Annotated in this window: 7 protein-coding genes; 3 read left to right on the top strand and 4 right to left on the bottom strand. The window is 62.7% G+C overall.

Translation table 11 applies throughout. The features are described 5' to 3' along the window. Positions 1 to 3: 3 nt before the first annotated feature. Both J8F10_RS07860 and J8F10_RS07855 read right to left on the bottom strand, forming a co-directional pair. Positions 4 to 3,582 carry an efflux RND transporter permease subunit gene (locus J8F10_RS07860; RefSeq protein WP_210653287.1) on the bottom strand — a complete coding sequence of 1,193 codons (3,579 nt, stop codon included), beginning with the start codon at positions 3,580 to 3,582 and terminating at the stop codon, positions 4 to 6. 55 nt (positions 3,583 to 3,637) lie between these two features. Next, positions 3,638 to 4,765, bottom strand: a complete 1,128-nt coding sequence (locus J8F10_RS07855; RefSeq protein ID WP_210653286.1) for an efflux RND transporter periplasmic adaptor subunit — start codon at positions 4,763 to 4,765, stop codon at positions 3,638 to 3,640. A 1,222-nt stretch (positions 4,766 to 5,987) separates the two neighbouring features. Here J8F10_RS07855 and J8F10_RS07850 point away from each other — a divergent pair. Beyond that, complete coding sequence (locus J8F10_RS07850; protein ID WP_210653285.1) at positions 5,988 to 6,998, top strand: ATP-grasp domain-containing protein; 1,011 nt, start codon at positions 5,988 to 5,990, stop codon at positions 6,996 to 6,998. Positions 6,999 to 7,025: 27 nt separating this feature from the next. Here J8F10_RS07850 and J8F10_RS07845 read toward each other — a convergent pair whose 3' ends face one another. Together J8F10_RS07845 and kdsA are read right to left on the bottom strand one after the other, a co-directional pair. After that, complete coding sequence (locus J8F10_RS07845; RefSeq protein ID WP_210653284.1) at positions 7,026 to 8,888, bottom strand: hypothetical protein; 1,863 nt, start codon at positions 8,886 to 8,888, stop codon at positions 7,026 to 7,028. A 105-nt stretch (positions 8,889 to 8,993) separates the two neighbouring features. Beyond that, a complete protein-coding gene (gene kdsA, locus J8F10_RS07840; RefSeq protein ID WP_246523042.1) occupies positions 8,994 to 9,884 on the bottom strand; it encodes a 3-deoxy-8-phosphooctulonate synthase in 891 nt (296 codons plus the stop codon). A 424-nt stretch (positions 9,885 to 10,308) separates the two neighbouring features. On the opposite strand from kdsA, the gene J8F10_RS40300 reads away from it, so the two are divergent. Then, on the top strand, positions 10,309 to 11,931 hold the full coding sequence (locus tag J8F10_RS40300) for a sensor histidine kinase (protein WP_210653283.1): 1,623 nt from the start codon (positions 10,309 to 10,311) through the stop codon (positions 11,929 to 11,931). An 86-nt stretch (positions 11,932 to 12,017) separates the two neighbouring features. Then, positions 12,018 to 13,523 (top strand): sigma-54-dependent transcriptional regulator, encoded by a 1,506-nt coding sequence (locus J8F10_RS07830; protein ID WP_210653282.1) that lies wholly within the window; start codon positions 12,018 to 12,020, stop codon positions 13,521 to 13,523. Positions 13,524 to 13,720 lie beyond the last annotated feature (197 nt).

Here is a 13,720-nt window from a genome sequence, read left to right as displayed (position 1 = left end):
CGGTCAGTTCTGGGCTCCGTCCGACGGGGGGGAGTCCGACGGCGGATGGTGGGGCGGAGACTCGGGGGGCGGCGGGCTGGCGGGACCGGCATCGAACGGTAAGTGCTCGCTCTCGGCGCCGTGCGACTCTAATGGGGCACGCTCAAAAATCTCGCTGAGAGGCCCGTCCACCTCGTCCTGGAGAAGTTTGCGCCCGTCGGCGATCCGACCGAACAAGTAATACAAGCCGGGAATTATCAGAACCCCGACCACAGTACCCACGAGCATCCCGCCGGCCCCCGTGGTGCCGATGGTTCGGTTCCCGATCGCCCCGGCGCCGGTGGCCAGGACCAACGGAAGGAGCCCCGCGATGAAGGCGAAGGAGGTCATCTGAATCGGCCGGAAGCGCAATTTCCCCCCTTCGATGGCCGCGTCCTTGAGTGACAGCCCCTCCTGGCGCCGCTGGACCGCGAACTCGACGATCAGGATCGCGTTCTTGCCGAGCAGACCGACCAGCATGATCAGACCGATCTGGGCGTACACGTCGTTCGCCAGCCCCATCGCCTGCAGGCAGAAGAAGGAACCGAAGACGCCGATCGGCAGCGACAGGATTACCGCCAGCGGCAGGATAAAACTCTCGTACTGGCCGACGAGCACGAGATAGACGAAGGCGATGACGACCAGAAAGATATAGATCGCCTCGTTCCCCTTTTTCGACTCGTCGTAAGAGAGGCCGGCCCAGTCGATCCCGTACCCACGCGGCAGCGTCTCGGCTGCGACCTCCTGGATCGCTTTGATGGCTTGCCCGCTGCTGTAGCCGGCGGCGGGGGCACCTTGAATGGTGGCGGAGGGGTACAGGTTGTAGCGCGTGATCTCGTTCAAGCCCTGCTTCTTCTTGAGTTCCATGAACGCGGAGTAGGGGACCATTTCCCCTTCTACACGGACCTTTTCCATGTTCCCAGTTTTTTCGTTCTTGATCTCGATCTCGCGTTCGCTCTTGATGAACATGTCCTTCAAATCCTTGGGGAGCCGCCGGAACTCCGGCGACGCCTGAACGTAGACCTTGTAGAACTGGTTGAAGAGAATGAAGCCCTGCTCGTAAGTGCTGCCAATTTGGATGTTGAGATTGTCCAACACTTTTGCCTTCGTTAGCCCCTTCTGGTAGAGGATGTCGTCGTTGATGATCAATTCGTACTGCGGGTAGTCGGTGGCGAAGAAGGTGAACAGATTGTTCAGTTCTTTGCGCTTCTTCAGGGCGGCCATGAACTTTTCGTTCACCTCCCCGAGCCGCTGGTAGTCGGACGTGTTCGTTTTGTCGAGGAGCACCACGGAGACGCCCCCGGCCGCGCCGAAGCCGGGAACCGCGGGGGGTTCAAAGAACTCGAGTTTGACGTTGGACATCCGGCCGCATTTTTCCTCGAGTTCTTCAATGATCTGGCGCGCGGTCCGTTTGCGGTCGGTCCAGTTTTTCAGGTTGATGATGCAGGTTCCCGCGTTCGAGCCCCGGCCCTCGGTCAGCACCTCGTACCCGGCCAACGAGGTGACGGAGGTGACTTCTTCGACCTCTTTGGCGATCTCCTCGAGTTCGTGGGACTTGGCGTTGGTGTACTCGAGCGTCGAGCCCGGCGGAGTCTGGATGACCGCGTAGATGATGCCCTGGTCCTCGCCGGGGATGAACCCGGTCGGGAGCTTCGTGTTGACGACAACAATGCCGGCGGCGAAGCCCCCGACGACGGCCATGCTCAGCGTCCGGCGCGTCACGATGCGCCGGAGGACCCCCGCGTAGCCGCTCGTGACCTTCTCGACGGCGCGGTCAAAAGGCCCCCGCACAAAGGGCAGCAGAATGAACAGGAAGCCGACCGCTCCCCACAAATAGTACGCCAGATAAGTGATTGGCGCCAGGACCAACAGCCCGCCCGCAACGTACACCAGAACGACTTGTAGTCCGAGCCGCTTTTTTGCGTGGGTCGTGTGGTTCGTATGGTTCGAGTGGCCGCCGGCGTGGGGCTTGAGGATCATCGCACAGAGCACGGGCGTCAGCGTCAGGGCCACCAGACCGGAGAGAACGATGGACGTGGCCATCGTGATCCCGAACTGGCGGTAGAAGGTGCCGACCGGCCCGGGAATGAACGTCACCGGAACGAAGACGGCCGTCATCACCAGGGTGATGGCGATGATCGCGCCGCTGATCTCGTGGAGCACTTCCATCGTCGCTCGGTACGGCGACAGGTGCTTTTCGCCCATCTTGGCGTGGACCGCTTCGACCACCACGATCGCGTCGTCCACCACGACCCCGATCGCGAGGACCAGTGCGAAGAGCGTGATCAGGTTGATCGACAAACCCATCAACTGCAAAACAAAGAAGGTCCCGACGAGGGACACCGGAACCGCGAGGATCGGGATCAGCGTGGACCGCAGATCCCCGAGAAACATGTAGACCACCAGAGACACTAAAATGAACGCCTCGAGCAGCGTGTGCAGCACCTTTTCGATAGAGGCGTCGAGGAAGCGGGAAACGTCGTAGGCGAGTTCGTAGTCCATGCCGGGCGGGAACGATTCCTTCTTAATTTGCTCGAGTTCCTTCTTGATTTCCTCAATGACCACCGCGGCGTTGGAGCCGGGACTTTGCTTGAGAATGATGGACGCCGCGGGGTGACCGTTGATGTCCGAGTAAATATCGAAGAACTCGGAGCCCAGCTCGATGCCGGGCGGTGGGGACTTAGGTAGAACCGCCGCGCCGGCGCCGCCGATGACGGCCGGCAGCGCTTTCCGGACGTCGGGCTTGATCGGGTCCGGGACGCCACAGACCTGGTGGAGTCGCAGGATCTCGCCGTTGGCGTTCGCCCTCAGAATGATGTTTCCGTAATCGTCCGCCTTGTTGTATCGCCCCTTATAGGTCAAGACGTACTCGATGGACTGCGACGTCTGACCCGTTGCTTGGCCGATTCGCCCGGGCGAGCCAATTATACTCTGCTCCGCCAGGGCCTTCATGACATCTTCGGTGGATATCGCGCGGGCGCGCATGAGGTCGGGGTTCAGCCAGATCCGCATCGCGAACGTGCGGTTGCCGAGGTTTCTGGGAATGCCCATGCCCTGGATCCGCTTGAGCACGGGCATGACGTTGACGTTGGTGAAGTTGAACAGGTCCTTCTGGTCGGCGTTCGGGTCCGTGCTGAAAATGTTCACGTACATCAGCATGCTGGGGACGACCTGGCTGACGAGAATCCCCTCCCGCACCACCAGCGGCGGGAGCCGGCTCAGCATGATGTTGACCCGGTTCTGCACGTTCACGACGTTGATGTCGGGGTCCGTGCCCGGCTCGAAGTAGATCAGGATCGCCGCCTCACCGGCGCTGGTAGCGGAGGAGACCATGTACCGCATGTTCTGGACGCCGTTGATGGATTGCTCCAACGGAATCAGAACCGAATCGACCAAAACGTTGGCACTGGCCCCCGGATACGCAATGGACACCTGAACGGTCGGCGGCGCGACGTTGGGGAACTGTGCGACCGGAAGGGTCTTGATCCCCAGCACGCCCAGGAACAAGAGGAGGATCGAGATGACGATCGCCAGTGCCGGCCGATGGAGGATCTGTGTGAACATGGTTCTGAGATAATCTCGTTAGGTTCCGTATTCAGGGAGCGGCGGGAAACGGGTACTATTCCGCGTGATTTTTTTGGTTCGCCAGAGCTTCTGCCGACTTACGGAACTCGTACTCCACCTTCTCGCCCTCGTGAACCTGCCGGCCCCCCTCGAGTATGATCTTCTCGTCCACACCGATTCCGCTCTTGATGATAAAGACGTCGTCCATTTCGTGCTGGATCGTGATCAGGCGCTGGTGCACCACGTGGTCCTCACCGACGACGTACACGTACCGCTTGTCGAGAACCTCGAACGTCGCCCGCTGCGGGATGACGATGGCGTTGTGGACCGTTTGGTGAATCAACACGCTGCCGGTCTGACCGTGGCGCAGCAGGCGCTCCGGGTTCGGAAAATCCGCGCGGAAGGGGATGTTCCCGGTCTCGTTGTTGAATTTTCCCTCGATGGTGACGGTGTCGCCGGCGGACTGATCGAACTTGCTACCGTCCGCCAGCACGAGTTCGATTCGCGAATCCAAGAGTTTGAGCTGCCCGTTCTCCTGACTCTTACCCTGGTGCATTTTGTAGTCGAGGTAGCGGGCCTCGGGGACGTTGAAATAAACCCACATCACGCTGTTGTCGGACAAGGTCGTGAGGAGGTCCTCCTTTTTCACCAAACTGCCCTGCTGCTGGTACAAGCGGTCGATGATGCCGTCGAACCGTGCGGTGACCACGGTAAAGTTCAGTTCGGCCGCCGCCTGTTCCGCCCGGGCCTCGGCCTTGGCCAGTTTAGCCTCGTACAGTGCCACCTCCTGAATCGAGATCACTTTCTGATCGCACAATCTCTTGGCGTTATCGCGCTCCACCCGCGCGAACTGGGCCTCGGCCCGCTCGGCGTCCAACTTCGCCTTGTACAGCGTGGGTACCACCCTGAACAGCACGTCGCCCGTACTCACCGTCTGGCCCTCCCTGACCGGGATCGGCTCGAGATAGCCTTCCTGCAAAGCACGGACTTCGATGTTGCGCTGAGAGCGGATCTGGCAGACGTATTGCTGGGTGAGAACGACGTCCTTTGCCTGAGGGCTGGTGACCACGATCTTTTGGTGCTCCTGGTGCTGCTCCTTCTCCTCCGCGTGCGTGCGCTCGCAAGCGGGTAGAGAAAGGGAAATCAGCGCCAGACTGACGGCCAGGGTCGACGAGACTTTCATAGATTTTTTCGCTCGCTGGTTCCCGGTACTGGTTAGAACACCAAACCAGTGCGGTTTCGTAAGTCCACATTCCGGCTTAATATTTCGAGTAATGCAATCTTCGGACCAATGCGATTAGCCACCGACAGATCCGGCCCTCCGAGCGATCTGCCTCTAAACCTAGCACCTAACCGGAATTTCATTCGATAAAGAAACCCGTTCGAGACAGAAATGCGATTGGCAACTTCCGGCTGATCCGCCAGCGTAAATCCTTTGCGCACAAGATTTGCGAAGACCATGAAAAGTGGGCTTCGGAACCCAGAAGACGTGTCGCTCGGCTCTGCACTTTCTCAGCCCGCGTGAAACTTTGGTCCCTGTTTTTGACCCGATCGATTGCGCAGTTTTAGGGCTTATGGAGTGCGATGTGATCAATTGTTCATATTGCGCGTGATTCGTGTCGAACTGGGGGGTAAATGGGTGCCAGACGACCAGACTGGCACGACCGCGATCTCTAAGCCGGTGTTTCGGCGGAAGGGTTACCATCTCCACCCAGGGCGCTCTCGAGCGGTTCGATTCAGCGGGAGTGCGCTGGGGGCTTTTGCGATGCAACTGCAGATGGTGGAAGACGATACCGAGATCAGCCAGTCGCTGCGCCGCGGTTTTCTGGAGACGGTGACAAATGTCTCTCTCGGGTGTGCGGGTCGTGGCTGACGCCAACTTGCTCCGCGTCCGTACCAGTTGATGACCGTGAGACCCATCCGACACTGATTTTCCCCACGAAGCGGGGCACTTCAATTACATTCGTGAAATGTGTCAATCCGTGGTCATGTAATTAGCCGCAGGCACTGTGGGCCTTGTCGTTGGTCGGGCACGCGCGGAGGACCGCGATCTTATCCGTGAGGCGACTCGTCTTCGCCGATGACGAGATCGGGGGGCGGTGCAGATCGTGCCCGCGTCTGGTTTCGGATCCCGCGTCTCTTGTTGCCGGGCGCGCCGAGCCGGAACAGTAGAATCAGGCTCGTCTTTTAGGCGCTCGGGCGCGCGAACGACCCGGGTCTTGTTCTCGGGCGCGGAGCCGTTTCGGGCGCGTGAGACAGAAGGCGCCGAGCGAACCGATGGTGCGCGATTCGCGGCGCGAAAGGCCGTCGCAAAAGCGGGCGGAATCGGGCGCGGACACGGAGAACCTTAAAAGGCTCGCGCGGTGGGAGAGTTGCGAGCGCTGGAGGTCGGTAGTGAATAGAGTATGCCGCAAGCCGTCTCCGAAATGAAGTGGAAATTCCCGATGCGCGTGTTCGTTTACGAGTACATGACCGCAACCGGTACCGGGCGCGAACCCGATTCGCCCGATCACGGGATGTACCGCGAAGGCTCCGCGATGCGGGACGCGGTGGCCGAAGATTTCGCTCGCGTGGCGGGAGTTACGGTCGAAACACTCGATCGATTTGAAGGGAACGATCACGAACGCGAGCTCCAGCGCGTTGCGGAGCGAAGCGATTGGTCACTCGTGATCGCGCCCGAAACGGACGGACAACTCGATCGCGACTGTCGCGCGGTGCGCCAATCGGTGAGTGCGCTGCTCGGGTCATCGGTGGGAGCCGTTGCCCTCACCTCAGATAAGCTCGCGCTCGCGGCCCACTGGCGTGCGCACGGCGTGCGCACGCCGGCGACAACGGACCGCGCCCCGACCCCGTGTGAAGCCTTTCCGGTGGTGTGGAAGCCGCGCGACGGGGCCGGATCGACGGACACGTTTCTGATCCGCGACCGGTTCGAGTTGGCGCCCGCGCTCGCGGCCCGCACACCCGCGCACTCGATGATCCTTCAGGAGTTCGTGCCCGGGCGCGCGGCGAGTGTCGCGTTCCTGTGCGGCCCGCGCGGGCACTTACCCCTTCTGCCCGCTTTCCAATTACTGAGTAGCGACGGGCGATTCAAATACAGGGGGGGGGAGTTGCCGATCCCGGACGACCTCGCGGCCCGCGCCGTGAAACTCGGCCGTGCTGCGGTGGAGTGCGTGCCCGAGTTGCTCGGATTCGTGGGCGTCGATCTGGTACTGGGCGACGCGCCTGATGGCTCGGGCGATTACGCTATCGAGATCAACCCGCGGCTCACCACATCGTACATCGGGCTCCGCGCGCTCGCGGATTTCAACCTCGCCGAGGCCGTGCTCGGTGTCGCGAAGGGAGAGGACGTTCGCGCGCCCCGGTGGAAGCCGGGGCGCGTGCGGTTCGGTCCCGACGGGTCCGCGCATCACCTATGAATCTGGTGGCGCGGAACCTCCGCGGCTCTACTTCTTCGGCGGCAGCGGGTTCGCGAGTTGCGCGGCGCGGCCGGCGAGTGCCCGAGCGTGTGCCGCGCGACCGGGAAACCCGGCGTGTGCGACGGAATGCTGCTCGTAGGTGCGCCACGCGGAGAGGGCCGTCTTCCACGAATCCGTGGCATCGGACCTCAGACGATCTGCCTCGGCCCCCACCGCAGTGTCCGCGCGGGCCTGGCTCCGTTCCGCGAGTTCGTGCTTGCACAGCGCGAGGAGGTACGTCGATTCCGCGAGACCGACTTCGGACGACGCCCGGTCCACGAGAAACTGTACACCGGCGTGTTTCCAATTGTTGTCGATCTGGCCGACGATGTTCGCCTCTGTGACCTTATCCGCATTCAGTTGGGCGCGCCCGAGTTCCTGATAAAGGCCGTTGATGAGCTCGATCCACTCCTTGATCTGCTGGTCCGCGTCCTTGTTCAGGCGGAGGCGCTCTAAACCGTTGGCGAACGTTTCCTGTTTCGCCACGAGGTCTTTCGCCGCGTCCTGGAACTGACCGCGCTGGATGCGCTCGCGCGGGTTGGGCGGTTCGATGAACGAAATTCCGAGGACCGCCGCCGCGGTCCCACCGAGGCGCGCCCGGGCGGGCACGGGCGCGAGGGCGTCCGGGAGTTTGAACACGCTCGTCGGGAGTTGCTCGCGCCGGAACGCATCGAACAATCGGGCGGAGGGCGGACCGCGATCGGTGCCGCCCATGTCGAGTGGGAGCAGCGAGCGGCTCGCGTGCCCGTAGGCGAACGCGTCCGGTTGGCTCGGCTTGTCCTGCGGGTTCCAGAACGCGGGCTTCGGGTCCGGGAACGAGTCCTGCAGCGCCTTCGCGTTAAAAGCCAGCTTCGCGCCGAGTTCGCTCTTCAGTTTGGATTCCACCAGAGCCATGCGCGGGGCGAGTGCGTTTACGGGCACCGCGAGGAACGCGGTTGCCTTTTTCGCGTCTTCAAGCGTTGCGCCGCTGATGTTGGCCGGGTCCGCGAACCACGCTTTTGCGGCGTCGGGGTTCGCTTTGAGTTGCGCGAGTGTGACCGGGAAGGGTTGCCCGCGCCACGGGTCGAAGAGTTTCACGTCGGAGCCGATCCGCACACCGACCGCCCAGAACGGGCCGCGCGGGGCGCCGCTTATGAAGGCCTTGTTATCGTGAGTCACCAGCGGCAGCCCGGCCGGTTGCTCCCCCGCGTCCGGCCCACCGATCAGGCACCCGTCGAGTTCGAGTTGTTGGAGCAGCGCTAGGAAAACGTACATCCGCTCGAGCCCGGAGCCGAACCCGCGCCGCAATACCGCGGTCGGGGGGAGCGCGCTGGCACCGTCGGAGCGGCCCGCGACCCGCATCCACGGCTGTAGGTAGACTTGTCGGCACACCCAGGCGAACGCCCGTTCCGCGCGCTGGTCCGGCGGGAACCCGTTGAGTGCCAGAGAATCCGCCGAATCGCGCAAGTACAAACAGTCCGAGAGGTAAACGCTGTCGTGTGCGCTGAACGTGGTGGCGCGAACCTCCTCGCGATCGTCGGGGGAGAGCGGCACGAGGTGCGCGAGTTTCGTGAATTCCGCTTCCGACAGCGCGGGGAGCGCGTCTTTGGTTTGGGTGTTCAGGTCGGTCGCCAACCCACCGAGGGCGGTCCGGCACGCGGCCCAATCGGTTTCCTTTTTCAACCGCTGACCGGCGACCTTCCAGGGATCACCCTTCGCGGTGACGGGTTCCTCATTATTCTTCACGCCGCTCGGCGGCTTCGTACACCCGCTCGCTCCGGTGAGTACGGCGCCGACCACGAACAGTGCGGCGAGGGTGAGAGCGGCGAGTGGTCGGCGGGAGCGGGCGTCGGGCCAGTGGTCGGGGGTCATGCGGGTTGGCTCGTGTGGCAGTGGCTTGGCAGAGTTCCTGTTGCAAGTTCGAGTTCGACGCCCCGCGACGGACCAACGTGTTTCGCGTCCGGCCGACGTTCACCGTCACGACGCTTTCTTGTCATCCGCCGGGAATTTGGACCCCGAACCCTGGGAAACAGCGTTACTGAGGGCGGCTCGGATTCGCAGGCACCGCGTGAACAACTCGGGCAGCGCGTCGAGCGGGAGCATGTTCGGCCCGTCGCTCTTCGCCTCGTCCGGGTTCGGGTGCGTTTCGAGGAACACCCCGTCGCACCCGGCGGCGACCGCGGCGCGGGTCAGGACCGGCACCATGTCGCGGTCCCCCCCCGTGCGGTCCCCGAGCGCTCCCGGTCTCTGTACGCTGTGGGTGGCGTCGAAGATCACCGGAGCACCGGTTTCTTGCATCCACGGCACGGATCGCATGTCGTTGACCAGCAACCCGTAACCGAAGGTCGTGCCGCGCTCGGTCAGGAGCACGTTTCGGCTCCCGAACTCGGAGAGCTTCGCGACCACGTTCTTCATATCCCACGGGGACATGAATTGCCCCTTTTTGACGTTCACCACGCGCCCGGTCCGGCCGCACGCTTCCAGCAAGTCGGTTTGGCGCGCGAGGAACGCCGGAACTTGAAGCACGTCGCACACTTCTGCGGCCGGGGCCGCTTGTGCGCACTCGTGAATGTCGGTGGTTACCGGCAAGCCGGTTGCTCGTTTAACGGCTTCCAGAGTTTTAAGGCCCTCGTGAAGCCCCGGCCCGCGAAACGACTTGCCGGAACTCCGGTTCGCCTTGTCGAAGGAGGCCTTGAACACGAGCGGGAGCGAGAGCTTGTCCGCGTACCCGCGGAGCGTTTCCGCGATGCGCAGCGTCAGGGCGTGTGATTCGATCACACACGGACCGCAGATCCACAGCAACGGGTTGCCGGCGCCGATCTGATAAGACCCCACGGTCACGACGCTCATAGGGGGGTGCGGCTCCATCGGTTCTCCTTGCGCGCGAGCGCGGGACGGGCAGAAATTGAGATGTAGCGGGTTCGCGCCGCGCGGGGCAACCCCAACTGTGGCGCGCCCAAATATTAGGGAGGGCGCGTGCGTTCAGGTCCGGGCGAGTCAAGTGGGCGAAAATTCCGCGATCCGGTGCGATTCGGCCCGAATCTTTGCAACTCTTGCGTTCCGCCGCCCGATTAGGGACTGTGCCCTTCGGCTCTGCTACATCCAATCGCCTTTAAAACGGGCCGAACTTGAATCGACCCTCCCGGTCGCCGGGTTCCGGTGGCATCGGAAAAAGTTGCTCTCGTTTTGTAAGAACGCACTTGGTAGAGTCCGCCGCCTTCACGGTCCCGAAATCATTCCGGGGCGTGGGGCCGCACTCATGGACGGGTGCGACTTGACAGGAGGTCGTTGCGTGGCTCGCCGCCGATTGCGCCACAAACTGATGCTGGGCCTGGTCCTCGTGGCCGGGAGCATTGGGCTATTGGCGAGCGGCACGGCTTACGGCATTTACACGTATTATGTGAGCGTAAAGACGATCGATCGCAAGGTTAGTGAGCTGGCGATCGTGACTCAGATGATTGGTGCGTTGAACACTTTTGACCAGGGCGACCCTAACAACGGTGACGGTTGCCTTTTGGCCATAGATTCCACCCGGGCACTTCTGAACGGAACTTACGGTTTCGACCAAGCGAATAAGAAAAATGTTCAGGCGGGGTACGACCCCGATGATGGCGCTCAGGAGTCATTTCTTATACCGGAATTAAACAGAAATCTGGATGCGCTTCAGAAAGAAGTCAATGACGTAATACAAAAGCCACAAAGTGGTAGCACAACTGTAGCGGTCCGGGATCAGGAACAGGTTCGTAGAGAGTACGGGAGCGCCCGGCGCACTGCGGAAAATTTACGTCACGCACTTCTCGACGACATTCAGAAGAGCGGCCAGGAATCTTTCGGCGCGATCCGGCGGACCGCCTGGGTGGTCGGGTTCGCGATGGTCTGGGCGCTGGCGCTCGTCGCGACGATGCTGTACTACTTCCGCGTGTGGATGTTCGCCCCGATCCGCGAGCTGCAAGCCGGGGTCCAGCGCGTTCAGAGCGGGACGTTCGATCAGCCCCTCACGCTCACTTCCGGCGACGAGCTCCAGGAGCTCGCGGACGAGTTCAACGCGATGGTCGCCCGCCTGCACGCGGTCTACGCGGACCTCGCCCGCCAGGTGAACGAGCGGAGCCGGCAGCTCGTGCGGTCCGAGCGCATGGTGTCCGTCGGGTTCCTCGCCGCGGGCGTCGCGCACGAAATCAACAACCCGCTCGCGAGCATCCTCTTCTGTTCCGAAGCGCTCGAGCGCCGGTTGCAAGACGTGCTCGCGTCCAGCACCGCGCCGCCCGCGGAAACCGAAGTCCTCACGCGCTACCTGAAGATGATTCAACAGGAAGCGCTGCGGTGTAAGGACATCACACAGAAGTTGCTCGACTTCAGCCGCACGGGGGAGCGCACGAAGGATCCGGCCGACCTCACCGGCCTGGTCCGCGGCGTCCTCGAAGTCGCGCGGCACCTGCCGTCGAGCCGCGGGAAGGGCGTCGCCTTCGAGCCGGCCGGGTACATCGTCGCCCCCGTTAACGCACAAGACTTGAAGAGTGTGATTTTGAACCTCGTGGTGAACGCGCTCGACAGCATGGAAGACGGCGGTCAGTTGGGGATCACGCTCGGGACCGCCGGCGGGTACGCGGAACTGATCTTCGCGGACACCGGGTGCGGCATGGCGCCGGAGGTGTTGCAGAACATCTTCGAGCCGTTCTACACCAAGAGCCGCACGGGGAAGGGGACCGGGCTGGGGCTGTTTATCAGCCACCAGATCGTGGACCAGCACGGCGGGACGATCACGGCCGCCAGTGCCGGACCGGGCACCGGGAGCACGTTCACCGTTCGCATCCCGCTGCAGCTCGCACCAGGTGTATCGGATGCGCCGGGGAGCGAGGGCGACTCGGAACCGGCGCCCACTGTGCTGACATTTCCCGGCAGCCGCACCGCGGCATGATGGGCGGCTGAAACGGGCTTGTAAATCCTGCAAGCCCGTCTAAGCTCCGCCGCCCCCAAGTTCGGATCGTGAAACGGAGACCGCGAGTGGCAACCACACCCGCACACAACCGCCTGCGAATCCTGTTCGTCGACGATGAAGCCCACCTGCGGGAGTTCATGAAGTCCGAACTGCCCCGGTTCGGGCACGAGGTCACGACCTGTGCGGACAGCAAGAGCGGCATCGAGACGGTCAAGAAGCAGACGTTCGACGCGGCCATCCTCGACATGCGGATGGAGCACGACAAGGCGGGGCTCCAGGTGCTCGCCGCGCTCAAGCAGGTCGCGCCGGACACCGAAGCCGTCATCATGACCGGGTACGGCAGCACGGAGACCGCCGTCGAAGCGCTCCGGCTCGGCGCGTTCGACTACCTCACCAAGCCGTGCAAGCTCACCGACATCGAGGCGCTGCTGATCCGCATTCAGGAGAAGCGGAAACTCAAGAACAAGACCGCGGCCCTCGAGAGCCGCGTCGAGGCGGCCGAAGGCCCGTCCGGGCTGATCGGGGCCAGCGCCGCCATGACGCCGGTGCAGCAGTTCATCGACCGCGTCGGGCCGACCGACGGCCGGGTGCTCATCACCGGCGAAACCGGCACCGGGAAAGAGGTCGTCGCGCGCTCGCTGTACACGAAGAGCAAGCGCGCCGACATGCCGTTCGTCCCAGTGAACTGCGGGGCGCTCACGCAGACCCTCGCCGAGAGCCAACTGTTCGGCCACAAGAAGGGCGCTTTCACCGGCGCGGACAAGGACCACAAGGGGTTCTTCGAGGTCGCGAACGGCGGCACCCTGTTCCTCGACGAACTCGGGGAACTGGACAAGAATCTTCAGGTGAAACTGCTCCGGGTTCTCGAAGCGGGCGAGATCCAGCGACTGGGCGAGAGCCAGCCCATTACCGTGGACGTGCGGGTCATCAGCGCGACGAACAAAGACCTGCGGAAGATGATTGAAGAGGGAACGTTCCGCGAGGATCTGCTGTTCCGGCTGAACATGTTCCACGTTCACCTGCCGCCGCTCCGGGACCGGCGCGAGGACATCCCCGAACTGGCCCGGCACCTGCTCGCCAAGCACGCCAAGCGCCCGGTGGAGAACGTGGCCCACCTGCTGACCCCCGAAGCGCTCCGGATCATGCTCAACCATGATTACAAGGGGAACGTGCGGGAGCTGACGAACGCGATGGAGTACGCCTGGATCGTGTCCGGCGGCGGGCTCATCACGCCGGAAGCGCTGCCCCGCGACATGGTGTACCCGAAGACGTCCGCGACGATTCCGATGGCATTCCCGGTTACTCACAGCGCGCCTGCGCCGAGCGCCTACCCCGCCCCATTCCCCGGGAACGCGCCGACATCGTTACCCTTCCCGGCGACCCAGGGCGACCAAGGTACAGGTGGGCCGACGAAATCGCTGGCGGACGTGGAAATGGAGTACATCCTTCAGGTGTACGCGAAGAACGGGATGAACAAGCAGAAGACGTCCGACGAGTTGGGGATCAGCCTGAAGACGCTCTACAATAAACTGCACAAGTACGAAGAAGAGCGCCAGCGCCGGGCGGGGTGAGTGGTCGCCGGTGCGTGAGAGATTGAGACGGGATCAAGATCCGACAGGATTCACACAGTGGATCGCGTCGGATCTTGATCCCGTTGATCTTGTTAATCCTGTCAGAAAGACTTCGTTCGTTCTCGCCGGCCGTTCGCCAACCACATCGCCGGGCCGACCTCACGCCGCTCGCGTTCACCTGGAATCTCCGGTGCCAC

It is taken from the genome of Gemmata palustris (genome assembly GCF_017939745.1).
In the GTDB taxonomy this organism is placed as follows: Bacteria; Planctomycetota; Planctomycetia; order Gemmatales; family Gemmataceae; genus Gemmata; species Gemmata palustris.
This window is presented reverse-complemented; position numbering and strand designations above follow the sequence as displayed.

Bases quoted from the DNA above. Each gene is read 5' to 3' on its own strand.
- J8F10_RS07860 (WP_210653287.1), bottom strand. From the start codon at position 3,582: ATGTTCACACAGATCCTCCATCGGCCGGCACTGGCGATCGTCATCTCG.
- kdsA (WP_246523042.1), bottom strand. From the start codon at position 9,884: ATGGAGCCGCACCCCCCTATGAGCGTCGTGACCGTGGGGTCTTATCAG.
- J8F10_RS07845 (WP_210653284.1), bottom strand. From the start codon at position 8,888: ATGACCCCCGACCACTGGCCCGACGCCCGCTCCCGCCGACCACTCGCC.
- J8F10_RS07855 (WP_210653286.1), bottom strand. From the start codon at position 4,765: ATGAAAGTCTCGTCGACCCTGGCCGTCAGTCTGGCGCTGATTTCCCTT.
- J8F10_RS07850 (WP_210653285.1), top strand. From the start codon at position 5,988: ATGCCGCAAGCCGTCTCCGAAATGAAGTGGAAATTCCCGATGCGCGTG.